Annotated in this window: 17 protein-coding genes; 11 read left to right on the forward strand and 6 right to left on the reverse strand. The window is 75.2% G+C overall.

Going from position 1 to position 21015, the window contains the following annotated elements:
* Positions 1 to 139 precede the first annotated feature (139 nt).
* A complete protein-coding gene (locus AC2TEW_RS24400) occupies positions 140 to 1438 on the forward strand; it encodes a DUF6777 domain-containing protein (protein ID WP_484625480.1) in 1299 nt (432 codons plus the stop codon).
* A gap of 55 nt (positions 1439 to 1493) precedes the next feature.
* Here the strand turns inward: AC2TEW_RS24400 and AC2TEW_RS24405 are convergent, their stop codons facing one another.
* Positions 1494 to 2378: a lysophospholipid acyltransferase family protein gene (locus AC2TEW_RS24405; RefSeq protein ID WP_484625481.1), complete on the reverse strand. Its 885-nt coding sequence runs from the start codon at positions 2376 to 2378 to the stop codon at positions 1494 to 1496.
* Positions 2375 to 3217 carry a GNAT family N-acetyltransferase gene (locus tag AC2TEW_RS24410; protein ID WP_484625482.1) on the reverse strand — a complete coding sequence of 281 codons (843 nt, stop codon included), beginning with the start codon at positions 3215 to 3217 and terminating at the stop codon, positions 2375 to 2377. The genes AC2TEW_RS24405 and AC2TEW_RS24410 overlap by 4 nt, the downstream gene beginning before the upstream one ends.
* Positions 3218 to 3548: 331 nt before the next feature.
* On the opposite strand from AC2TEW_RS24410, the gene mptB reads away from it, so the two are divergent.
* The 4 genes from mptB to AC2TEW_RS24430 all read left to right on the forward strand — a co-directional run bounded on the left by mptB (position 3549) and on the right by AC2TEW_RS24430 (position 8636).
* Positions 3549 to 4967: a polyprenol phosphomannose-dependent alpha 1,6 mannosyltransferase MptB gene (gene mptB, locus AC2TEW_RS24415; protein ID WP_484625483.1), complete on the forward strand. Its 1419-nt coding sequence runs from the start codon at positions 3549 to 3551 to the stop codon at positions 4965 to 4967.
* A gap of 101 nt (positions 4968 to 5068) precedes the next feature.
* Positions 5069 to 6388: a glycosyltransferase 87 family protein gene (locus AC2TEW_RS24420; RefSeq protein WP_484625484.1), complete on the forward strand. Its 1320-nt coding sequence runs from the start codon at positions 5069 to 5071 to the stop codon at positions 6386 to 6388.
* Between the two features lie 412 nt (positions 6389 to 6800).
* A complete protein-coding gene (locus AC2TEW_RS24425) occupies positions 6801 to 7520 on the forward strand; it encodes a peptidoglycan-binding domain-containing protein (RefSeq protein WP_484625485.1) in 720 nt (239 codons plus the stop codon).
* A gap of 438 nt (positions 7521 to 7958) precedes the next feature.
* A complete protein-coding gene (locus AC2TEW_RS24430; protein WP_484625486.1) occupies positions 7959 to 8636 on the forward strand; it encodes an SIMPL domain-containing protein in 678 nt (225 codons plus the stop codon).
* 36 nt (positions 8637 to 8672) lie between these two features.
* On the opposite strand, the gene AC2TEW_RS24435 is transcribed toward AC2TEW_RS24430, so the two are convergent.
* A complete protein-coding gene (locus AC2TEW_RS24435) occupies positions 8673 to 9332 on the reverse strand; it encodes a zinc ribbon domain-containing protein (RefSeq protein WP_484625487.1) in 660 nt (219 codons plus the stop codon).
* Between the two features lie 210 nt (positions 9333 to 9542).
* Here AC2TEW_RS24435 and AC2TEW_RS24440 point away from each other — a divergent pair, with 210 nt between their 5' ends.
* Positions 9543 to 9815, forward strand: coding sequence for a hypothetical protein (locus AC2TEW_RS24440; protein WP_484625488.1), 273 nt, complete (start codon positions 9543 to 9545; stop codon positions 9813 to 9815).
* A gap of 31 nt (positions 9816 to 9846) precedes the next feature.
* Here the strand turns inward: AC2TEW_RS24440 and AC2TEW_RS24445 are convergent, their stop codons facing one another.
* Positions 9847 to 10578, reverse strand: coding sequence for a FadR/GntR family transcriptional regulator (locus tag AC2TEW_RS24445; RefSeq protein WP_484625489.1), 732 nt, complete (start codon positions 10576 to 10578; stop codon positions 9847 to 9849).
* A gap of 262 nt (positions 10579 to 10840) precedes the next feature.
* Here AC2TEW_RS24445 and AC2TEW_RS24450 point away from each other — a divergent pair, with 262 nt between their 5' ends.
* Genes AC2TEW_RS24450 through AC2TEW_RS24470 form a run of 5 tightly spaced genes read left to right on the forward strand, consistent with a single transcriptional unit; the run spans position 10841 to position 16584 of the window.
* Positions 10841 to 12388, forward strand: coding sequence for an amino acid permease (locus AC2TEW_RS24450; RefSeq protein WP_484625490.1), 1548 nt, complete (start codon positions 10841 to 10843; stop codon positions 12386 to 12388).
* Complete coding sequence (locus AC2TEW_RS24455) at positions 12385 to 13743, forward strand: glutamine synthetase family protein (protein ID WP_484625491.1); 1359 nt, start codon at positions 12385 to 12387, stop codon at positions 13741 to 13743. Before AC2TEW_RS24450 ends, AC2TEW_RS24455 begins: the two co-directional genes overlap by 4 nt.
* On the forward strand, positions 13740 to 14441 hold the full coding sequence (locus AC2TEW_RS24460; RefSeq protein ID WP_484625492.1) for a gamma-glutamyl-gamma-aminobutyrate hydrolase family protein: 702 nt from the start codon (positions 13740 to 13742) through the stop codon (positions 14439 to 14441). The genes AC2TEW_RS24455 and AC2TEW_RS24460 overlap by 4 nt, the downstream gene beginning before the upstream one ends.
* Positions 14438 to 15811, forward strand: coding sequence for an aldehyde dehydrogenase family protein (locus AC2TEW_RS24465; RefSeq protein ID WP_484625493.1), 1374 nt, complete (start codon positions 14438 to 14440; stop codon positions 15809 to 15811). The genes AC2TEW_RS24460 and AC2TEW_RS24465 overlap by 4 nt, the downstream gene beginning before the upstream one ends.
* Positions 15808 to 16584: a 3-oxoacyl-ACP reductase gene (locus AC2TEW_RS24470; protein ID WP_033820041.1), complete on the forward strand. Its 777-nt coding sequence runs from the start codon at positions 15808 to 15810 to the stop codon at positions 16582 to 16584. Before AC2TEW_RS24465 ends, AC2TEW_RS24470 begins: the two co-directional genes overlap by 4 nt.
* Before the next feature lie 68 nt (positions 16585 to 16652).
* Here AC2TEW_RS24470 and AC2TEW_RS24475 read toward each other — a convergent pair whose 3' ends face one another.
* The gene (locus AC2TEW_RS24475; protein WP_484625494.1) at positions 16653 to 17018 is read right to left on the reverse strand and encodes a hypothetical protein; all 366 of its coding nucleotides are present in this window, start codon (positions 17016 to 17018) and stop codon (positions 16653 to 16655) included.
* Between the two features lie 172 nt (positions 17019 to 17190).
* The gene (locus AC2TEW_RS24480; RefSeq protein ID WP_484625495.1) at positions 17191 to 20925 is read right to left on the reverse strand and encodes a SpoIIE family protein phosphatase; all 3735 of its coding nucleotides are present in this window, start codon (positions 20923 to 20925) and stop codon (positions 17191 to 17193) included.
* Positions 20926 to 21015: the final 90 nt, after the last annotated feature.

Here is a 21015-nt window from a genome sequence, read left to right on the forward strand (position 1 = left end):
GGCCGGACCTCTCCAGCTTCGGGCCTGCCGCGGGTAACGGCGAACCGGTGACCGGGAAGTCGCGGAGTGCAGCGGCCGCACCCAGAATGAGGCGGCGGGGGGCCGCAGCTTCGACCCGCAGTGATCCGGAGGAGACCCGGTGAGTTCCCAGCCGCCGCCCGACCCGCCGCCCGAGCAGCCGTCAGACCCTGGTGCGGGCCCGTCCTCGCCGGGCTCGGGCCCCGGCTCCGGCCCGCCGGCCGGTCCGCCGTCCGGCCCGCTCTCCGGGCCCGGCCAGGGGCCCGGCTCCGGATCCGACCGGACCCCGGGCGGGCGCCCGCCGGGCCCGGACTCCGGCCCGCTGACCGAGCCCATCGGCAAGATCCCCGACTCGACGGTGCCGCCGGTGCCGCCGTCCGGCCCACCCTCGCGGCCGCTGGCCCCGAGCTCCGGCGGCGACGGGAAACGCCCCTGGTGGCGCGGCCGGCGCGGGGTGCTGGTGCTGGCGGGCGCGCTCGTCGCGGCCTGTGTCGCGCTGGTCCTGGTCCTCACCAACAAGCCGTCCAGCGTCGTCGACGTGGCCCTCACCCCGGCCGCCGACGCCGGCCCCGACCCGTTCACCGGCTCGGTCGCCGCCGCAGCCGTGGTGTCACCCGCGCCCGCTGCCTCGGCGTCGGCCGGCGGCACCCGCAGCGGCTCCGACCCGGGCCTGTACGGCGGCAGCAGGTCGGTGGCCAGCTGCGACGTCCCGCAGCTGCAGCGGTACCTGGACGAGAACCCGGACAAGGCCGCGGCCTGGGCCACCGTCGAGGGCATCCAGCCGTCCGACATCCCCGGCTACCTGGACGGGCTGACCCCCGTCGTGCTGCGCGAGGACACCCGGGTCACCAACCACGGTTTCAGCAACGGCCAGGCCACCCCCTACCAGGCGGTGCTGCAGGCCGGTACCGCCGTGCTGGTGGACTCCCAGGGCGTACCCCGGGTGCGGTGCGCCTGCGGGAACCCGCTGCTGCCGCCGAAGCACCAGGGATCGTCGGTGAAGTACAGCGGCATCCCCTGGCCGAGCTTCCACAGCGACGCCGTCGTGGTGGTCAGCCCGGCGCCCTCGCCGGTCCCCAGCCTGGCGGTGGTGGACCCGAACGGCGCAACGGTCACCAAGCCGGTCGGCAGCGGCTCGGCCTCCGCCCCGGCCTCCGGCCACGGGTCGGCGTCCGCCTCGAAGTCCGGCCCCTCCGGCGGCTCCTCGCCCCCGGTCTCCGGGCCCTCCACGGCCGCCTCCTCGCCGCCGGGCCCGGGCCAGTCCTCGGCCGCGTCGCCCGCGCCGGTGTCGCCGAACAGCCCGGCGGTGGGGCCGTCCTCGGGCGGCGCCTCGGTCCAGTCGCAGGGCGCGCCCGTCTCCAGCGCGGGGAGCGTCGCGCCGAACAGCCCCGCCGTGGTGGGGCCGTCGCCGGCGCAGTAGCGGGGCGCGCCCGTCCCCGGATCGGCCGGCGCCCGGCCGTGAACCGAAGGGGCGGTCAGCCCCACCGGCTGCCCCGGCCGGCCACGGCCGGCCGGGGTGTCCGCGCCGCCGGGTGGACGTGCGCGTGGTCCGGCCAGTCGGCCGCGACCGCGTCGCCGACCGCCGCCTGGGCGGCGCCCGCCAGCGCCCGGCGGCCCGGATGGGCACCGGGGACGATCGGCGGCAGCAGCGTCACCTCGCCGACCAGGCCGCGGGCGGACACCACCCGGCGGACCGACGCCACCAGGCCGTCGTCCCCGACGAACGCCGACACGGTGGTCGGCTCGCCCCGCCCCGTGCGGTAGCGGATCGTCACCGGCTGGACCGGCACGCCCGCGTCGATCGCCGCCTGGAACAGCGCGGGCCTGAAGCGCCCGCCGCCGCGCCCGCACCAGGTGCTGCCCTCCGGGAACACCACCACCCGCTCACCCTGCCGCAGCGCCGCCGCGATCTGCCCGACCGTGTCCGGCAGCGAGCGCAGCCGGTCCCGCTCGATGAACAGGGTGCCGCTGCGCGCGACGAAACCGCCGAGCACGGGCCAGGCCCCGACCTCGGTTTTCGCCAGCATCCGGCCCGGCCGGACCGCCGCGATCAGGGCGATGTCCAGCCAGGACACGTGGTTGGCCACCAGCAGCGCGCCGCCGCGGCCGGTGCCGCGCTCCCCGGTGGAGCGGATCCGCACCCCGAAGCCGGCCGCCACCGCCCGCGACCACACCCGGACCAGCCACTCCCGCTGCGTCCGTGGCAGGCGCCGCACCAGCGGACCCGCCGCGATCCCGGCCACCAGCACCGTCAGGCCCACCACGCAGCGCAGCACCCGGCGCGGGACGGAGACCGTCGCGGCCGGGGGCGCCACGCACTCCTGCGGGGTGCACGGCGCCGTCGGCAGCCAGGCGCTCACGACGCGGGGCCCGCCGGGGCGCTCTGCCCGGCCGACAGGAAGTGCCGCAGGTAGCGCGGGTCGGTGCGCTCCAGCGACAGCAGCACGTACAGGTCGGCGACGCCGAAGTCGGGGTCGTAGGCGGGCTCGCCGCAGACCCAGGCGCCCAGGCGCAGGTAGCCGCGGAGCAGCGCCGGGACGGGCGTGCGCTCGGGGCGGGTGATACCGCTCGGGTCCCACGGGCGGTGCGGGCGGACCCGGTACTCCTCGGGGGCGAGGTGACGGGCGGCCATCGCGTCCCAGACGCCGGCCGCGGTGCCGCCGCCGTCGGTGAGCGGCACGGAGCAGCAGCCGGCGATCCAGGTGTTGCCGGCGTCGACCAGGTAGCGGGCGATGCCGCCCCACATCAGGTTGATCACCGCGCCGTTGCCGCGGTGCTCGGCGGCGATGCAGGACCGGCCGACCTCGACCATGTCGCCGCGGATGCCGGCCAGCTTCGACAGGTCGAACTCGCTGTCCGAGTACAGCCGTCCGGCGCGCTCGGCCTGGGCCGGACGCAGCAGCCGGTAGGTGCCGACCACCTCGCCGGTGGAGTCGTCGCGCACCAGCAGGTGGTCGCAGAAGTCGTCGAACGGGTCGACGTCGAAGCCGGGCAGCGGGGTGTCGAGCACCGCGCCGAGCTCCTCGGCGAACACCTGGTGGCGCAGGCGCTGGGAGGCCCGCAGGTCGGCCTCGTCGCGGGCCAGCGCGACCGAGTAGGACGGCGCGGCGGCGGGCTTGGCCCGGCGGGAGGCGGGCACCGACGGTCGCGCGGCGCCGTCGGCGGTGGCCGGCAGCGTGAGAGTGGTAACAGCGGTCATGGCGAACTCTCCGTGGATTCGCGGACGTTGACGGGTGCGCGAGGAGCCGGGCACCCGCGAGGTCCGGGACGACCGTCACGCGTTTGGCGTGGCACCCGTATGTCTCCCCGAGCGGGCTGGCGTCGCGGTGGCCATTCGGCGGAGCGCAGATGTGCACCGGCTGAAGGCCTGGCTGCGGCCTCCCGGGGGCCGCCCGGCAGGCGCGGGGGCCCGCCGGGCCCCGGGCCTGCGGGTGCCGGGAACCGGACAGGCGCCGGTCACCTGTTGGTCGATGCGGCGTCGACGACCGGCCACCGGCCCCTGACAGCTTGTCCGCATGCCGATCCGGGGTGTGGCCACTGACCCGTACTGGTGCCGGACGCTCGGATTCGCGGGCACGGCGGCCCTCGCGGTCGGTGGCCTGGCCGCGGGGGCGCTTCCGACTGGGGTGTCGTACGGGCCCCTGCACGGCCACCCCCGACTCGGGCTGCTGGTGGTGTACTTCGGGCTGGTCCTGCTGATCGCGGGGTGGCTGCGACTGGGCCAGGTGGTCCGCGGGCCCGACGCGCCCGGCCCGCGCTCGCTGATGCTGACCCTGGCGCTGTGGGCCGCGCCGCTGGTGGCCGGTCCGCCGCTGTTCAGCCGCGACGTGTACAGCTACCTGGCGCAGGGCGCGATGGTCGACGGCGGTCTGGACGTCTACACCCACGGCCCCGCCGACCTGGGCGGGCCGCTGGCCGAACAGGTGCCCGCGGTATGGCAGTTCACGCCGGCGCCGTACGGCCCGGTGTTCCTGTCGCTGTCCGGCGCGGTGGCCGGGGTGACCGGCCGGCACGTCTACTTCGGGGTACTGGGCCTGCGGCTGGTGGCGCTGCTCGGGGTGGCGCTGCTGGTGGCGCTCGTCCCGCGGCTGGCCCGCCGCTGCGGGGTCGACCCCGGGGTGGCGCTGTGGCTCGGGGTGCTCAACCCGCTGGTCCTGCTGCACCTGGTGGCCGGCGCCCACAACGACGCCGTGATGCTCGGACTGCTGGTCGCCGGGCTGGTGCTGGCGCTCGCCCGCCGTCCGCTGTGGGCGGCCGGACTGGTGTGCCTGGCGGCGCTGGTCAAGGCACCGGCCGCGCTCGGCCTGCTGCCGGTCGCCGCGCTGTGGTCGGAGCGGCTCAAGGGCCGGGCCAGGCTGCTGCGGGCCGGGGCCGCCGTCGCGGCCGCCGCCCTCGGGACGGCCGCCGCCGCCACCGCCGTGACCGGCACGGGCTACGGCTGGGTCCACGCGCTCGGCACCCCGGTGTCGGCCGGCAACTGGTCGCTGACCAGCGCACTCGGCCGGGCCACCCGGGGGCTGGCGGTGCTGCTGGGCGCCGGGCCCGCGGAGGGCGCGATAGCCCTGTGGCGGTGGCTGGGCCTGGCCGCCGCGGCCGCCGTCCTGCTGTACCTGTGGGCCCGGCGCCCGGTGCCCTCACCGGTCCACCTGCTCGGCCTGAGCCTCACCGCGCTGGTCGTGCTCGGCCCGGCGCTGCGCCCCTGGTACGCGCTGTGGGGCGTGGTGCTGCTGGCCGCCGCCGCGGCCGACGGCCGAATACGCCGCTGGGCGGCGCCCGCCAGCGGTGTGCTCGCCCTGGCGGTGCTGCCCAGCGGATTCGCCCCCGACATCCCCGAACTGGCCGCGGCGGTCACCGGCGGGCTGCTGGCGCTCGCGGCGCTGTACGGCCTGCGGCTGCTGCCCGGCGACCGGCCGCTGGTGATCGAGGCCCAGGAGCGGGCGCTGTGGTGAGCGGACCGGACGGGGGACGGATGACAACAGGGCGACGAGCGGATACGGAACGAGTGGTGGCGGGGCGAGTGGTGGCGGGTCGAGTGGTGGCGGGGCGAGCGGTGACAGGACAGGGGACGACCCGGGAGTGGGTGGCCGGGCGGGCGGCGGCCGGCGGGGCGGGCACCGCCCGGCGGGTGCTGGTCCTGGCCGGGCTGGCGCTGGCGGTCGGCGTCTTCATCGCCGTGATCCCGGGCCACCGCGGCTGGTTCGACGTCGGGGTCTACTACGGGACCGTCCACCACTGGACCGGCGGCGGCGCCCTGTACGACTACGTGCACCCCAACAGCACGATGGGCTTCACCTACCCGCCGTTCGCGGCGGTCTGCATGCTGCCGATGGCCCTGGTGGGCTGGCACACGGCGGTGGCGATCAGCGTGGTGCTGAGCGCCCTGGCCGCCGCCGCGCTGCTGTACTGGCTGGTCGACCCGGTCGCCCGGCGGCTGGGGTGGAACCGGTGGTTCACCTTCGGGGTGGCCGGCTGCCTGCTCGGGCTGCTCGAACCGGTCCGCGACACCTTCAGCTTCGGGCAGGTCAACCTGCTGCTGGTGGCGCTGGTGCTGGCCGACTGGAAGCTGCTGACCGGCGCACCGCAGCGCCGCCGGTACGCGGGCATCGGGATCGGGCTGGCGGCCGCGTTCAAGCTGACGCCGGCCGTGTTCATCCTCTACCTGGCCGTCACCCGGCGCCGCCGCGCCACCCTGGTCGCGGCCGGGACGGCGGTCGGCGCCACCCTGATCGGCCGGCTGGCGGCGCCCGAGGCCTCGCACGCGTTCTGGACCGACCTGCTGTGGAACACCAACCGGGTCGGCTCGCTCGGCTACGTCTCCAACCAGTCCCTGCAGGGCATGATCGCCCGCCTGGCGCCGGACGTCCCCGGGCGCGCCGCGTGGGCGCTCGCCGTGCTCGGGGTGCTCGCGCTGTGGGCGTACCGGGTGCACCGGGCCGCCGCCGCGGGCGACGAGCTGACCGGCTTCGCGCTGACCGGGCTGACCTCCTGTCTGATCAGCCCGATCACCTGGATCCACCACCTGGTCTGGGTGCTGCCGGCCTTGGTCCTGCTGGCCGACGCAGGCCTGCGCGAGCCCGTCGGTTCGGCCCGGCGCGGCCGGCTGCTGGGCGCGGCGGCCGCCGGGTACGTGGTGCTGTGCAGCAGCGTGGTCTGGCTCTGGCGGTTCGACACCGCGGGGGTCGGCGGACTGATCGGCGGCAGCACCTACCTGTGGATCACCCTCGGGCTGCTGATCGCGCTGCCGGTCCGCCCGGCGGCGGCCGCCCGCACCGGACGGCCGCTCCCGGGCGGCCTGCCGGCCGCGCCGGCCGACCTTGCCGCGGCGGGGGCGATGGTGCGGGCCGGGCTCGGCGTGGGCCGGGTCCGCTGAGACCGGGCGCGTTCCGGCGGCGGCCCGTGGTCGGAACCGGGCATGCACCGCAACCGATCGGTCGGAGCCGGGAAACTCCGCGGACATCGCCGGTCGACGGGGAAGGCGCCGAGGCGCCCGTTCCGGACCCGGTACGGGGGAGGTGCTCCGATGCCCGGCGCCCGCACCGCCCGGCTGCCGTGCGGCGTCGACCGAGGTGGGAGCGGTTCGCGGCCGTCAGCAAGGAGGCGCCACGCCCGCCTTCGGCGGAACGGCCGCAGCGCTCCGGTGCTCCGGCCGGGCCGCCCGCCGGGCTGGAGCGGGGCGCCGGGGAGCGGATACCCTCGCCTCGATCCGCACACCGCCGACGGGGCTCCACCGCACCGGCGGCCCGCCGTGCCGCCCCTCGACGAGGACCAGTGACCGCGCACCAGTGACAGAGCACCCCACCACCGTCCGGCCGGGATCCGTGGCCGGCGACAGCCTGGTCCGGCCGTACATGCCGCCCGTCCTCGACCTGCCCGAGCCGCCCGGCCCGCTCCGGCCCGCCCCGGTCCAGGTGCCGCCGCTGCTTCCGCCGGCGCCGCCCGAGGCCCGCCCGGCGGCCCGGCAGGAGCCCGCCGGGCGCGGGGGAGGGGCGGTGTCGCGAGCCGCGCTGAGCCTGGCCGCCGTCGCCTGCCTGCTGCTCGGCGGCGCGGTGTACCTCGTCACCCGGCCTGCCCCGCCCCCCGCGCACCCGGTCACCGCACCGACCCCGCCGGCCGTCCTGCCCGGTGCCATCTCCGGCACCGCGGCCGCCTCCGCACCGGCCACCTCCGCGCCCGCCGCACCGGCGGCGCAGCCCGTACCATCGGGCACCCCGGCGCAGCCCGCACCCGCGGCCACCCCGTCGGCGGCCGCCTCCGGCCCCCGGTCCACCGGCGCCGCCGCGCCGTCCGGCCCGCGCGTCCTCACCGTCGGCGACACCGGCCCGGACGTGACGGCCCTGCAGGACCTGCTCTTCGGGCAGGGTTTCACCTATGTGACTCGGACCGGCCGCTACGACGAGGCCACCCGGCGCGGTACGGCGCAGCTGCAGAGCGACCGCGGCATCACCGGTGACCCGTCCGGCGTCTACGGCCCGAACACCCGGGCGGCGCTGGAAGGCCGGTAGGCCGTCTCTGACACTTCCCGCCGGGCGCCCGACGCCGGGCATCCTCCCCCAGCATCCGGCCGGGAGGTGCCCCAGCTGGACGCACCGGCGAATCTCCCAAGTGCGACCCAGTACGAGGGCGCTTCGCCGGTACGCCCGGCCGGGCGCCTGGCGGGTACCTCCCGGCCGAAGGCCGGGGGAGCCGCGCGCTGATCCGACGCGAACCGTCGGACACGGCCTAACACCGAGCCAGGCCGCCTTCGTCCCGCTGCGAGGCCCGGCACGTCCTCCCGGCGCACCGGCCGCCGGCCCTCGGGCCTGTCCGAGGACCCATGCCCGGCACGCCGGGAGCACGCACCGGTCGCCGATCCTCGACGGGCCGAGGTCGCGTGCGCGGGCACCGGCCGCAGCGCGGCCGTCCCGCAGCGGGGGTCGGCCGCCGGATGGCAGACTGCGGCCATGGACTCCCCACAGCAGCCGACCGTCGCCGTCCGCGGCGAGGCCGAGCTCGACGTCGAACCGGACCTGGCCGTCGTCCACCTGACGGTCCAGGCGCAGGACAAGGACCGCGGGCGCACCGTGCGGCTGCTGGCGCAGCGGCTGGACGCCGCCCGCGCGCTGCTGGCCGGCTACGGCGACGCGGTGGAACGCGCCGAGAGCGGCGCGGTCTGGGTCAACCCCGAACGGCCCGGCTCCAAGCGGGCCGTGGAGAAGGTCACCAGCTACCGCGGCAGTGCCCAACTGCACCTCACCGTGGTCGACTTCGAGGTGCTGGGCGAGCTGGTCGGCGCGCTGGCCGGGCTGGAGCAGGCCACCGTCGCGGGCCCGCAGTGGGAGCTGCGCCGGGACAACCCCGCGTACCGGCAGGCCCGTACCGAGGCGGTCGAGGCCGCGGTGGAGCGGGCCCGCCAGTACGCCGCCGCGCTCGGCTCCGGGCTCACCGGCCTGCTGTCGCTGGCCGACCAGGGGCTGGGCGGGACGGACCCGTACCCCGCGCCCGGAGGCGCGCAGACCCGCGGCGCGGTCGTGTACGGCTACGCCCAGGAGAGCCCGGAGCTGGACCTGCGGCCGGCCCGGCAGACCGTCCGGGCGACCGTCGAGGCGCGTTTCACGCTGCGCCCGCCCGACCTGTCCTGACGGGCCGCCGGGGCGCTGGGCCGCCGCGGGCCGGGCTCAGCGCCTGGTGCCGCAGGCGGGGCAGAAGGCGGCGCCGTCCGGCAGTTGGGCGTGGCAGCCGGTGCACTGCGCGGTCTGCGCCAGCCGGTTGCCGCAGCCCGGGCAGAACGGTGTGCCGTGGGTCTCGGCGCGGCAGTGCGGGCAGACCAACTGCCGTGGTGCGGTGACGTCGTAGGACTGGCCGGTCTGCTGGCCGTTCGCGTAGGCCTGCTGCGAGACCATGTCGTTGAGTCCGCGCTGCTGGGCCGCGACCGCCTCGGCGGCGGTGTCGGGGGAGCAGCGCAGGCACAGGCCCTGGGCGGTGTTCCAGCAGCGGCCGCAGACGTAGTCGGTGCAGCGGCCGCAGCGGTTGAAGTGGTGCTGGGCGTTGGCGATGGCGCGCTGGAAGGCGGAGTCCCGGGAGCTGCCCCAGTTCGCCCCGGCCAGGCCGTCGGCCGCGCCGGTGATCCCGTTGGTGGCGTTGCCGCCGATCAGGCTCCAGGCGGCGCCGACGCCCTTGTTCAGCCAGCCCGCCACCTGACCGGTGGTGAACGCCTCGAACGGCGAGCGCCAGGTGTCGTGGCACCGCTGGCAGGAGAACTCGAACTGGAAGCCGGCGCCGGTGCCGTGCTGCTCGCTGAGGTCGCGGTAGTTGTGGCTGAAGTAGATCTCGGTCATGGCGTCCCCCCACAGAGGTCGTGTCGTCGTGCGCGGCCGTTCGGGCGGCTGCCCGGTGCCCTCCCGGAACAGCGGCCCGTCCCGGCGGGTGGAACACCCCGGGAAGGGATCACGCTGACCTCTACATCACTGTAGAGTCAGCCGGCGGGGCAGCACAAAGGCCCCCCGATCAACAGTCGGGTAACGATCACCCGGTCCTGGGGGAGAGCGATGGCAGACCGTCAGCGACCGGCCGGCCGGACGGCCCCGGCGGCCGCCGAGGCCGGCTGGCAGCCTCCGGAGGCCGAGGTCACCGCGGTGTACCAGCCCGTCGAGGTGCGGGCCGAGGACGGCACCTGGGCGCTCGGGCGGATCAACGCCTGGTGGCGGCCGCAGGACGGACCGGCCTGGTGCCGGGTGCGGATCCTGCGGGCCCGCACCGCCCCGCGGTGGATGCCGTTCGACCCCGAGCGGCTGGTGCTGCTGCCGGTCGGCGGGGTCTGAGCGCCGCCCGCCGGTCCCGGGCGGAGCGGGCTCAGCCGAGGAAGGCGCGCAGCAGTGCGGCGGTGGCCTCCAGGTGCTCCTCGGTGGCCCGGCGGGCGGCGGCCGGGTCCCCGGCCAGGATGGCGCGGGCCATCGCGCCGTGCTGCTCGGAGGCGTGGTCGATGTTGCGGCCGAGCATCGGGATGGCGTTGAGCAGGTCGTTGAGGCGGATCCGGGCCTCGGTGATGCTGGCGGCCAGCGAGGGGGAGCCGGTGAGCTCGCCGATGGCCAGGTGGAAGCGCGAGTCGCACTGGCGGTACTCCTCGGGGCTGGCCCCGTCCGCGTCGGCGAGGCGCTGGAGGAGGTAGCGGCGCTGCTCCTCGCCGAGGTCGCGCCGGGCGGCCTGCTCGGCGGCGCCGGTCTCCAGGACCAGGCGGAAGGTCAGCGCGTCCTCCAGTTCGGCACCCAGGTCCTCGGCGGCGCGGCGCAGTTCGCCGACGTCGGGGGCGGGCAGCCGGTAGGTGACGAAGGTGCCGCCGTAGCGGCCGCGGCGGGATTCGACGTACCCGGCCTGCTGGAGCGAGCGCAGGGCGTCGCGCAGGGTTTCGCGGCTGACGCCGAGGCGGGTGGCGAGGTCGCGTTCGGCGGGCAGCCGGTCGCCGTGGCCGATCACGCCGAGCTTGATCGCCTGGAGGATCCGTTCGACGGTCTCCTCGAAGGCGTTGCCGGTGCGCACCGGCCGGAAGACGGTGCCTAGCTGGGGGTCCACCACTGCCTCCTCCACGCGGGAATCGTACTCAGCCGCGGGCCGGACCCGAGGGGGGATCCCCCTTGACGCCGAGGTGGCCGGGGGTGAACGATGCTCCGCACAGCCCAATGGTCTGCTTCCGGGCCATTGAGCGCAAGGAGGGCGCACCACGAAGACGTGGGCGCGCGTGTCGGTCCCGCCTCAATCCCCAGGGGTGCGCATGACTTCCGAACACCAGGCCGGTCCCCACTCGGCCGAGCAGACTGCCAGACCGGTGTTTCCGGCCGGTACCACCACTGTGTCCGACCCCGCCGAGCTGTCCGAGGACGAACGCCGGCTGCGCGAACTCGGCTACACCCAGGAGCTCGCCCGCTCGATGTCGGGCTTCTCCAACTTCGCCGTCTCCTTCTCGATCGTCTCCATCCTCTCCGGCTGCCTCACCCTGTACGGGATGGGCATGAACACCGGCGGGCCCGCCATGATCACCTGGGGCTGGCCGCTGGTCGGCCTGATGACGCTCTGCGTCGGCCTCGCGATGGCGGAGATCTGTTCCGCGTACCCCACCGCCGGCGGGCTCTACTACTGGGCCGCCAAGCTGGCCAGGACCAAGGGCCCCGCGGCCTCCTGGTTCACCGGCTGGTTCAACTTCATGGGCCAGGTGGCGGTCACCGCCGGCGTCGACTACGGCGCGGCCTTCTTCACCAATGCCTTCCTGGACCTGCAGTTCGGCTTCACCGCCAGCACCGGCCACACCGTCGAGATCTTCGTGGTGATCCTGCTGCTGCACGGCCTGCTCAACACCCGCGGCGTCAAGCTGGTGGCCCTGCTCAACAGCGTCAGCGTCTGGTGGCACCTGGTCGGCGTCGCGATCATCGTCGGCGCGCTCGCCCTGCTGCCCAGCCACCACGCCTCCGCCTCCTTCGTGTTCACCGAGTTCGTCAACAAGACCGGCTTCTCCAACGGCTTCTACGTCGGCATGCTCGGCCTGCTGCTGGCCCAGTACACCCTCACCGGCTACGACGCCTCGGCCCACATGACCGAGGAGACCCACGACGCAGCCCGCTCCGGACCGCGCGGCATCGTCAACGCCATCGTGGTCTCCCTGGTGGCCGGCTGGATCCTGCTGCTCGGCATCACCTTCGCCATCCAGGACTACGACGGCGAGATCGCCAGCTCCACCGGCGTCCCGCCCGCCCAGATCTTCATCGACGCGATCGGCACCACCGGCGCCAAGCTGCTGCTGCTGATCGTGATCGGCGCCCAGTTCTTCTGCGGCATGGCCTCGGTCACCGCCAACTCCCGCATGATCTACGCCTTCTCGCGGGACGGCGCGCTGCCCGGCGCCAAGCTCTGGCACCGGATCAACCCCCGCACCCAGACGCCCACCAGCGCGGTCTGGCTGGCCACCGGCGGCGCCCTGGTCCTCGCTCTGCCGGTGCTGTGGAACACCACCGCGTACGCCGCCGTCACCTCGATCTCGGTGATCGGCCTCTACATCTCCTACGTGATCCCGGTCTACCTGCGGCTGCGCCAGGGCGAGGCCTTCCCGCGTGGTCCCTGGCATCTGGGCCGCTGGAGCAGGATCATCGGCTGCGTCGCGGTCGGCTGGACGGCCGTGATCACCGTGCTGTTCATGCTGCCCACCGTCAGCCCCGTCACCGCCCTCAGCTTCAACTACACCCCCGTCGCGGTCGGTGTGGTGCTCGGGTTCGCCGGCCTGTGGTGGCTGGTGTCGGCCCGGCACTGGTTCACCGGCCCCCGCATCCAGGACGCCCCCGCCCCCGGCAGCCAGGAACTCCCGGACCACCACGGCGCCCCGGCCGACGAATTGGAGACCCCCCGATGACCGCCGCCCGGCTCACCCTCGACCGCCTGCAGGCCATGGTCGCCCAGGGCGAGATCGACACCGTCGTGCTCGCCATGACCGACATGCAGGGCCGCCTCCAGGGCAAGCGGGTCGCCGCCGAGTACTTCCTCAGCGACGTGGTCCCCAACGCCGCCGAGGGCTGCGGCTACCTGCTCGCCGTCGACATCGACATGAACACCGTCGACGGCTACCAGATCTCCTCCTGGGACAGCGGCTACGGCGACCTCGCCCTCACCCCCGACCTCGACACCCTGCGACCGGTGCCCTGGCACCCCGCCACCGTCATGGTCCAGTGCGACGTCCACCACCACGACGGCCGGCCCGTCAGCGTCTCCCCGCGCCAGATCCTGCGCCGCCAGCTGGAGCGGCTCGCGGCCTACGGCTGGAGCGCCTACGTCGGCACCGAGCTCGAGTTCATCGTCTTCCGGGACAGCTACGAGCAGGCCTGGGACAAGGCGTACCACGGCCTCACCCCGGTCAACCAGTACAACGTCGACTACTCCATCCTCGGCACCTCCCGGGTCGAGCCGCTGCTGCGCCGGCTGCGCAACAGCATGGCCGGCGCCGGGCTCACCGTGGAGTCCGCCAAGGGCGAGTGCAACCTCGGCCAGCACGAGATCGCCTTCAAGTACGCCGACGCGCTCACCACCTGCGACGACCACGCGGTCTACAAGACCGGCGCCAAGGAGATCGCCGCGCAGGAGGGCGTCAGCCTCACCTTCATGGCGAAGTACAACGAGCGCGAGGGCAACTCCTGTCACATCCACCTCAGCCTGCGCGACGAGCAGGGCCGGCCGGTGATGGCCGGTGACGGCCCGAACGGCTTCTCCCGCACCATGGAGCACTTCCTGGCCGGACAGCTCGCCTGCCTCGCCGACTTCTCCCTGCTGCTCGCCCCCACCGTCAACTCCTACAAGCGGTACGTCCCCGGCAGCTTCGCCCCCACCGCCGTCGCCTGGGGCCGGGACAACCGGACCTGCGCCCTGCGGGTGGTCGGCCACGGCCCGTCGCTGCGCTTCGAGAACCGGGTCCCCGGCGGCGACGTCAACCCGTACCTGGCGACCGCCGCGCTGATCGCCGCCGGACTGTACGGCATCGAGCACCAGCTGCCGCTGGAGCCGGAGTTCACCGGCAACGCGTACGCCTCCGACGCCCCCCGGGTGCCGTCCACGCTGCGCGATGCGGTGGACGCCTTCGAGCGCAGCGAGGCCGCCGCCGAGGCCTTCGGCAAGGACGTCGTCGGCCACTACACCCACGCCGGCCGCACCGAACTGGCCGCCTACGACGCGGCGGTGACCGACTGGGAGCGGCGCCGCGGATTCGAGCGGCTGTGACCGTGCGACCCCTGATCGGCATCACCAGCTACCTCGACGAGGCCGCCTGGAGCGTCTGGCGCCAGCGCGCCGCGGTCCTGCCGCAGACCTACCTGGACGCCGTCTCCCGGGCCGGGGGCACCCCCGTCCTGCTCCCGCCCCAGGGCGGCGGCGTCGAGCGGCTGATCGGCGCACTCGACGGCCTGCTGCTGGCCGGCGGCTCCGACGTCGACCCGGCCAGGTACGGCGCCGAGCCGCACCCGCGCACCGGCCCGCCCCACCGGGCCCGGGACGACTGGGAGTTGGAGCTGCTGTCGGCGGCGCTCGAGCGCGACCTGCCGGTGCTCGGCATCTGCCGCGGCCTGCAACTGCTGAACGTCGCCCTCGGCGGCGACCTGGTCCAGCACCTGCCGGACGAGACCCACCAGCGGCTGCCCGCCGAGTTCGTCCGCCAGGGCGTCCTGGTCCGCCCGGAGAGCCGGCTCGGCGAGATCCTCGGCCCCACCGCCCAGGTCAACTGCTACCACCACCAGGCCGTCGGCCGCCTCGGCACCGGACTGCGGGCCACCGCCTGGAGCGCCGACGAGAGCGTCGAGGCACTCGAACTGCCCGACCGCGCCTTCGCGGTGGCCGTGCAGTGGCACCCCGAGACCGAGCCGGACGACCCGCGACTGTTCGACGCGTTCACCGCGGCCAGCTGCAAGGAGGCAGCCCGATGACCGAACCCGACCGCTACCACGTGCTCAACCCGGCCACCGAGGAGGTGATCACCACCCTCGACCTGGCCGGGCTCGCCGAGACCGACGCAGCGATCGCACGGGCCAAGGCGGCCTTCGACAGCTGGCGCAAGGTCGCCCCCGCCGACCGGGCCCGGCTGCTGCGCGCCTTCGCCGCCGCCGTCGACGCCGACCGCGAGCAGCTGGCCGCCACCGAGGTCGCCAACGCCGGGCACACCATCGGCAACGCCCGCTGGGAGGCCGGCAACGCCCGCGACGTGATCGAGTACTACGCGGCCGCCCCCGAGCGGCTGTTCGGCCGGCAGATCCCGGTCGCCGGCGGCCTGGACGTCACCTTCCAGGAGCCGCTCGGCGTGGTCGGCGTCATCGTGCCGTGGAACTTCCCGATGCCGATCGCCGCCTGGGGCCTGGCCCCCGCCCTCGCCGCCGGCAACACCGTCATCGTCAAGCCCGCCGAGCTCACCCCGCTGACCGCGCTGCGCCTGGGCGAACTCGCCCTGCAGGCCGGCATCCCCGAGGGCGTGCTGCAGATCCTGCCCGGCCGCGGGCCGGTGGTCGGGCAGCGCTTCGTCACCCACCCGGACGTCCGCAAGGTGGTGTTCACCGGCTCCACCGCCGTCGGCAAGTCCATCATGGCGGGCTGCGCGGAGCAGGTGAAGCCGGTCACCCTGGAACTCGGCGGCAAGAGCGCCAACATCGTCTTCGCCGACGCCGACCTCGCCAAGGCCGCCGCCACCGCGCCCTACGCCGTCTTCGACAACGCCGGGCAGGACTGCTGCGCCCGCTCGCGGATCCTGGTCGAGGAGTCCGTCTACGACGACTTCATGGCGCTGCTGGAACCGGCCGTGCACGGCGTGCGGGTGGGCGACCCGGCCGACGAGAAGACCGAGATGGGCCCGCTGATCTCGGCCGCGCACCGGGCCAGGGTGGCCGGGTACGTCCCCGACGGCGCCCCGGTCGCGTTCCGCGGCACCGCACCCGAGGGCCCCGGCTTCTGGTACCCGCCGACCGTGCTGGCGCCGGTGCGCCACGACGACCCGGCGTTCACCGAGGAGATCTTCGGCCCGGTGGTCACCGTGGTGCCGTTCCGCGGCGAGCAGGACGCGCTGCGGATCGCCAACTCCACCGAGTACGGCCTGTCCGGCTCGATCTGGACCAGGGACGTCGGCCGGGCGCTGCGGGTCGCCCGCGGGGTGGAGGCGGGCAACCTGTCCGTCAACTCGCACTCCTCGGTGCGCTACTCGACGCCGTTCGGCGGCTTCAAGCAGTCGGGCCTGGGCCGGGAGCTCGGCCCGGACGCCCTCAACGCCTTCACCGAAACCAAGAACGTCTTCATCTCCACGGAGGAATGATCACCATGACGAAGCGACTCGACGGCCGGGTGGCGGTCATCACCGGCGCGGGCAGCGGCATCGGCCTGGCCACCGCCAAGCGGTTCGCCGCCGAGGGGGCCAAGGTGGTCTGCGTCGACCTCGACGAGGAGCGCGGCGCCAAGGCCGCCAACGAGGTCGGCGGCCTGTTCATCCAGGCCGACGTCACCGACGAGGCGGCGGTCGAGGCGATGTACCAGCAGGCCGTCGACCACTACGGCAGCCTGGACATCGCGTTCAACAACGCCGGCATCTCCCCGCCCGACGACGACTCCATCCTGACCACCGGACTGGAGGCCTGGAAGCGGGTCCAGGAGGTCAACCTGACCAGCGTCTACCTGTGCTGCAAGTACGCCATCGGGCACATGCAGCGCCAGGGCAAGGGCTCGATCATCAACACCGCCTCGTTCGTCGCGGTGATGGGCGCGGCCACCTCGCAGATCTCCTACAGCGCCTCCAAGGGCGGCGTGCTGGCGATGTCCCGCGAGCTGGGCGTGCAGTTCGCCCGCGAGGGCATCCGGGTCAACGCGCTGTGCCCCGGGCCGGTCAACACCCCGCTGCTGCAGGAGCTGTTCGCCAAGGACCCGGAGCGCGCCGCCCGCCGCCTGGTGCACATCCCGCTCGGCCGGTTCGCCGAGCCGGAGGAGATCGCCGCCGCCGTCGCCTTCCTGGCCAGCGACGACTCCTCGTTCATGACCGCCAACACCTTCCTGGTGGACGGCGGTATCTCCGGGGCGTACGTCACCCCCGAGTAGGCAGGCCGGAAACGACCGCGGCCGGGCCCCCGCGAGGGGAGCCCGGCCGAAGCCGTACGGTCGGTGACTCAGGCCGCCGAACCCGCGTCACCGCCGACCGCGAGGGCGCTGCCGCCGATCGAGCCGGCGTCACCGCCCACAGCCAGGGCGTTGCCGCCGACCGAGGCGGCGTCGCCACCCACCGCGACGGCCCAGCCGCCGACGGCGGCCGCGTCGCCGCCCACAGCGCCGGCGTTGCCGCCGACCGCGGCGGCGTCACCGCCCACCGCCCCAGCGCTGCCGCCCACGGCGGCGGCGTCGCCACCGACCGCGAACGCGCCGTGCGGATGGTCGGCGTCGGCGTCCATGTGTGCGGCGGCCGAGCCGGCCCCGCCGATCAGCGCGAGCCCGGCGAGGAAGGCGGCGGTGGTGACCTTGGCAATGCTGGAACGCATCGAGTCCTCCTGGTTGGGAAAGGGACGGGACCGATGATCCGGCAGCCGGGGCCGATGGCGTGCGAACCACCCCGCCACCTCACCCGTCCGGCGTAGCGCCGACGCTGCACCGGCCCAACGCGCCGCACTCACCGGCCCAACGCCCCACCCGCACCGGCCCGGTGGCGCAGGATCAGCGCCGGGCGGCCGACGGGATCTCCAGCTCGAACCAGACCACCTTGCCCTCGTGGGTGGCCCGGCTGCCCCAGCGGTGCGCCAGGTCGTTCACCAGGTGCATGCCCCGGCCGCCCTCGTCCTGCTCGCGGGCCCGGCGCAGCCTCGGCTCGTGGCTGTCGACGTCCGACACCTCGACGGTGAGCAGCTGGTTGCGGAACAGCCGCAGCTGCACCGGCGCCCCCGCGTGCACCAGCGCATTGGTGATCAGCTCGCTGGTGAGCAGCTCGGCGTGGTCGCTGAGCGCGCCGAGCCCCCAGTGCTCCAGGGTCCGCCGGGTGAAGCGGCGGGCGTGCCGGACCATCGAGTGGTCGCCCGCCAGCGACAGCATCGCCAGCCGGTCACCGCCGATCGGCCGGGCGTGCGCCATGATCACCGCGACGTCGTCCTGCCCGTTGTGCGCGCCCAGCCGGTCGATCACCTGCTCGCAGGCCTCCTCCAGGGTGCCGCGGCGCGCCGCCACGGTCCGGCACAGCAGCTCCATGCCCTCGTCCAGGTCCTGCCCGCGCCGCTCCACGAGCCCGTCGGTGTACAGCACCAGCAGCCCGTCCTCGGGCAGCGTGAACGCCATGTTCTCGAACGGCACCCCGCCCACCCCGAGCGGCGCCCCCGGCGGCGGGTCCAGCAGCCGGGTCGTCCCGTCGGGGGCGGACAGCACCGGCGGCAGGTGCCCGGCGCTGGCCGCCGTGCACACCCGGTCCACCGGGTCGAAGACCACGCACACACAGGTCGCGAACTGGCCCTCGCCGATCGCCGCGGTCGCGTCGTCCAGCCGGCGCAGCACCCGGGCCGGGTCGATGTCCAGGGTGATCAGGGTCCGGGCGACGGTCCGCAGCTGGCCCATGGTGGCCGCGGCCCGGATGCCGTGCCCCATCACGTCCCCGACGATCAGCGCCACCCGGCCGCCGGACAGCGGCACCACGTCGAACCAGTCGCCGCCGACCTCGCTGATCACACTGCTCGGCAGGTACCGGTAGGCGATCTCCAGCCCCGGCGTGTGGTGCACGTCCTGCGGCAGCAGATTGCGCTGCAGGGTCAGCGCGGTGTCCCGCTCCCGCCGGTACAGCCGGGCGTTGTCGATGCACACCGCGGCCCGCGCCGCCAACTCCTCCGCCAGCGCCACGTCCGCGGCCGTGAACGGCTCCGGATTGCGGGTCCGGATGAACTCCGCCCCGCCCAGCACCGTCCCGCGCGCCAGCAACGGCACCATCAGGTACGAGTGCACGCCCGCCTCGAGGCTCGGCTCCACCCGGTCCGGGTGCGCCACGATCCGCCGCAGCGCCGCCTCGTCCACGTGCGGCACCAGGATCGACCGGCCGCTGCGCAGGCTCTGCGCGTACAGCATCGCCGAGCGGGACGCCTCGCCGACCGCGTCGGCGGCCTTCGCCATCCGCCCGTCCTCGTCCACCTCGCCGACCGCGATGGCCCGCATCAGCACCGAGCCGTCCCGGGGCACCGGGTCCGCCTCGTCGCCCTGCAGCACCGACTCCAGCACGTCCACCGTGGTGAAGTCGGCGAACCGCGGCACCACCACCTCCACCAGCTCCTGCGCGGTGCGGTGCAGGTCGAGCGTGGTGCCGATCCGGGTGCTCGCCTCGTTCAGCAGCGCCAGGCGCTGCTGCGCCGCGCCCGCCGCCTCCAGCGCCCGCTGGCGCTGCTGGGCCGCGTCCCGCTCCCGGGTGTACAGCAGCGCGTTGTCGATCGACACCGCCGCCCGGGCCGCCAGCTCCGCCGCCAGCGTCAGGTCCTCCTCGTCGTACGCCCGGTCGGTGACGCTGCGGTAGAAGGTCGCCACCCCGACCGCCGCGCCGCGGGCGATCAGCGGCACCACCATCAGCGAGCGCACGCCCTGCTCGCGGACCGCGACGGCCCGCTCCCGGTCGTCGTTGAACCAGTTCAGCGCCCGGTCGTCCATCGTCGGCAGGAACACCGGCCGCCGGTGCGCCAGCACCCAGGCGTTCGGCGTGGACGGGTGGAAGCGGTGCACCGAACCCACCGGCGTCACCGAGGACATCCCGCTGCCCTGCACCGTGTGGTACGCCAGCCGGCGCAGCACCGCCGAACGGTCCGCCCGGCCCGGCCCCGGCCCGGTCGCCCCGCGCACCAGCGCGTCCAGCACCTCCACCACCACCGTGTCGGCCAGCCGCGGCGTGGCCATCTCGGCCAGCTCCCGGGCGGTCTGCCCGAGGTCCAGGGTGGTGCCGATCCGCGCGGTCGCCGTGTTCACCAGCGCCAGCCGGTCCTGCGCAGCCCGCGCCTCGCGCAGCGCCTGCTCGCGGGCCGCGGCGGTCTGCTGCTGGCGCTGGTACAGCCGGGCGTTGTCGATCGCCACCGCCGCCCGGGCCGCCAGCTCGTCGCCGAGCGTCAGATCCGACTCCCCGAACGGGTCCCGCCCGGCCCGCCGCGAGTACACCACCATGCCCAGCACCGTGCCCCGCGCCACCAGCGGCGTGATCACCACCGGCCGCGGCACGTCCCCCAGGTACCCCTTCAGCCGCTCCGGCGGCACCTGGTCGGCCAGCAGCGGCAGGTCCCAGGTCGGCATGGTCACCGTTCGGCCGGTGGCCAGCGCCTGCGCGTACGCCGACTCGGGCGGCACCCGGTGCACCGACTCCGTCGGCAGGTCCTGCACCGGGTGGTCCGGGTCGACGGTCGCCACCGCCAGGCGCCGCACCCGCAGCACGTCCGGCGCCGAGGGGTGCAGGTCGTTGCCGGTCACCAGGTGCTCCAGCGCGAACACCCCGACCGTGTCGGTCAGCCGCGGCACCAGCGCCTCCGCCAGCTCCCGGGCGGTGCGCCGCAGGTCGAGGGTGGTGCCGATGGACGCGCTGGCATCGGCCAGCACCGCCAGCCGGTCCTGCGCCCGGGCTGCCACCAGCTCCGCGGTGTGCCGTTCGGTGACGTCCACGATCGTCGAGCTGACGCCCAGCACCCGCCCGTCCGGCCGCTGCAACCGGAAGTACGAGGCCGACCAGGCGTGGTCGTGCGCCGGATCGCCGGGCGTGCGGCCGTGCGAGCGGGTGTCCACCACCGCGTCGCCGCCCGCCAGCACCTCCCGCATCACCGCCTCGATCTCCTCGCCGTTGAGACCCGGCAGCACCTCGGTGACGGTCCGGCCCAGGTGCTGCTCCACCGGCAGGCCGTTGATCCGCGCCAGCGAGTCGTTGAGCCGGACGAACCGCAGGTCGGTGTCGTACACCGCCATCCCGACCGGCGACTGGGTGAAGAACCCGTCCAGCACCGCGAGGTCGGACTGCAGCCGCCGCACCGCCGTCACGTCCGAGGCCACCGCCAGCACCAGCGGCTGCCCGCCCGGACCCGCGATCGGATGGGTCCGGAACTCCAGGATCACGTCGTGGCCCGACCGGTGCCGCACCGGGAACACCCCGGACCAGGCCCGGCCCGCGAGGATGTCCGCGAACAGCGCCGTCACCTCCGGCCGCTGCTCGGCCGGAACCAGCAGCTGCGCGGCGGGCGCGCCCACCGCCTGCGCCGCGCTGTAACCGAGCAGCGCCTCCGCGTCCGGGCTCCAGTGCAGGATCCGGCCGTTCTCCGCGATCAGCGCCGTGGCGATCGGGACCGCCAGCAGGCTGTCGGCAGCCTGCCCGCCGCGCCCGGGTCCGCCCGGCTCGGGCGGGACCAGGGAGCGGCGGGTCGGGGGGACGGTCCTGTGCTGCTGCTCATTGGTGTCCATCGAGGCACCCGTCCGGAAGTCGGCGTTCCGCCCTGCCATCGTCGCACGGCCGCCGCGGCCCGGCCCAGCCCGTGACCGGCGCATTTCCCG

Source organism: Kitasatospora sp. NEAU-CNBT7, assembly GCF_057220535.1.

Excerpts from the sequence above, each read along its gene's own strand:
- AC2TEW_RS24410 (WP_484625482.1), bottom strand. The coding sequence starts at position 3,217 with ATGACCGCTGTTACCACTCTCACGCTGCCGGCCACCGCCGACGGCGCC.
- AC2TEW_RS24430 (WP_484625486.1), top strand. The coding sequence starts at position 7,959 with ATGGACTCCCCACAGCAGCCGACCGTCGCCGTCCGCGGCGAGGCCGAG.
- AC2TEW_RS24435 (WP_484625487.1), bottom strand. The coding sequence starts at position 9,332 with ATGACCGAGATCTACTTCAGCCACAACTACCGCGACCTCAGCGAGCAG.
- AC2TEW_RS24440 (WP_484625488.1), top strand. The coding sequence starts at position 9,543 with ATGGCAGACCGTCAGCGACCGGCCGGCCGGACGGCCCCGGCGGCCGCC.
- AC2TEW_RS24455 (WP_484625491.1), top strand. The coding sequence starts at position 12,385 with ATGACCGCCGCCCGGCTCACCCTCGACCGCCTGCAGGCCATGGTCGCC.
- AC2TEW_RS24465 (WP_484625493.1), top strand. The coding sequence starts at position 14,438 with ATGACCGAACCCGACCGCTACCACGTGCTCAACCCGGCCACCGAGGAG.
- AC2TEW_RS24470 (WP_033820041.1), top strand. The coding sequence starts at position 15,808 with ATGATCACCATGACGAAGCGACTCGACGGCCGGGTGGCGGTCATCACC.
- AC2TEW_RS24475 (WP_484625494.1), bottom strand. The coding sequence starts at position 17,018 with ATGCGTTCCAGCATTGCCAAGGTCACCACCGCCGCCTTCCTCGCCGGG.
- AC2TEW_RS24480 (WP_484625495.1), bottom strand. The coding sequence starts at position 20,925 with ATGGACACCAATGAGCAGCAGCACAGGACCGTCCCCCCGACCCGCCGC.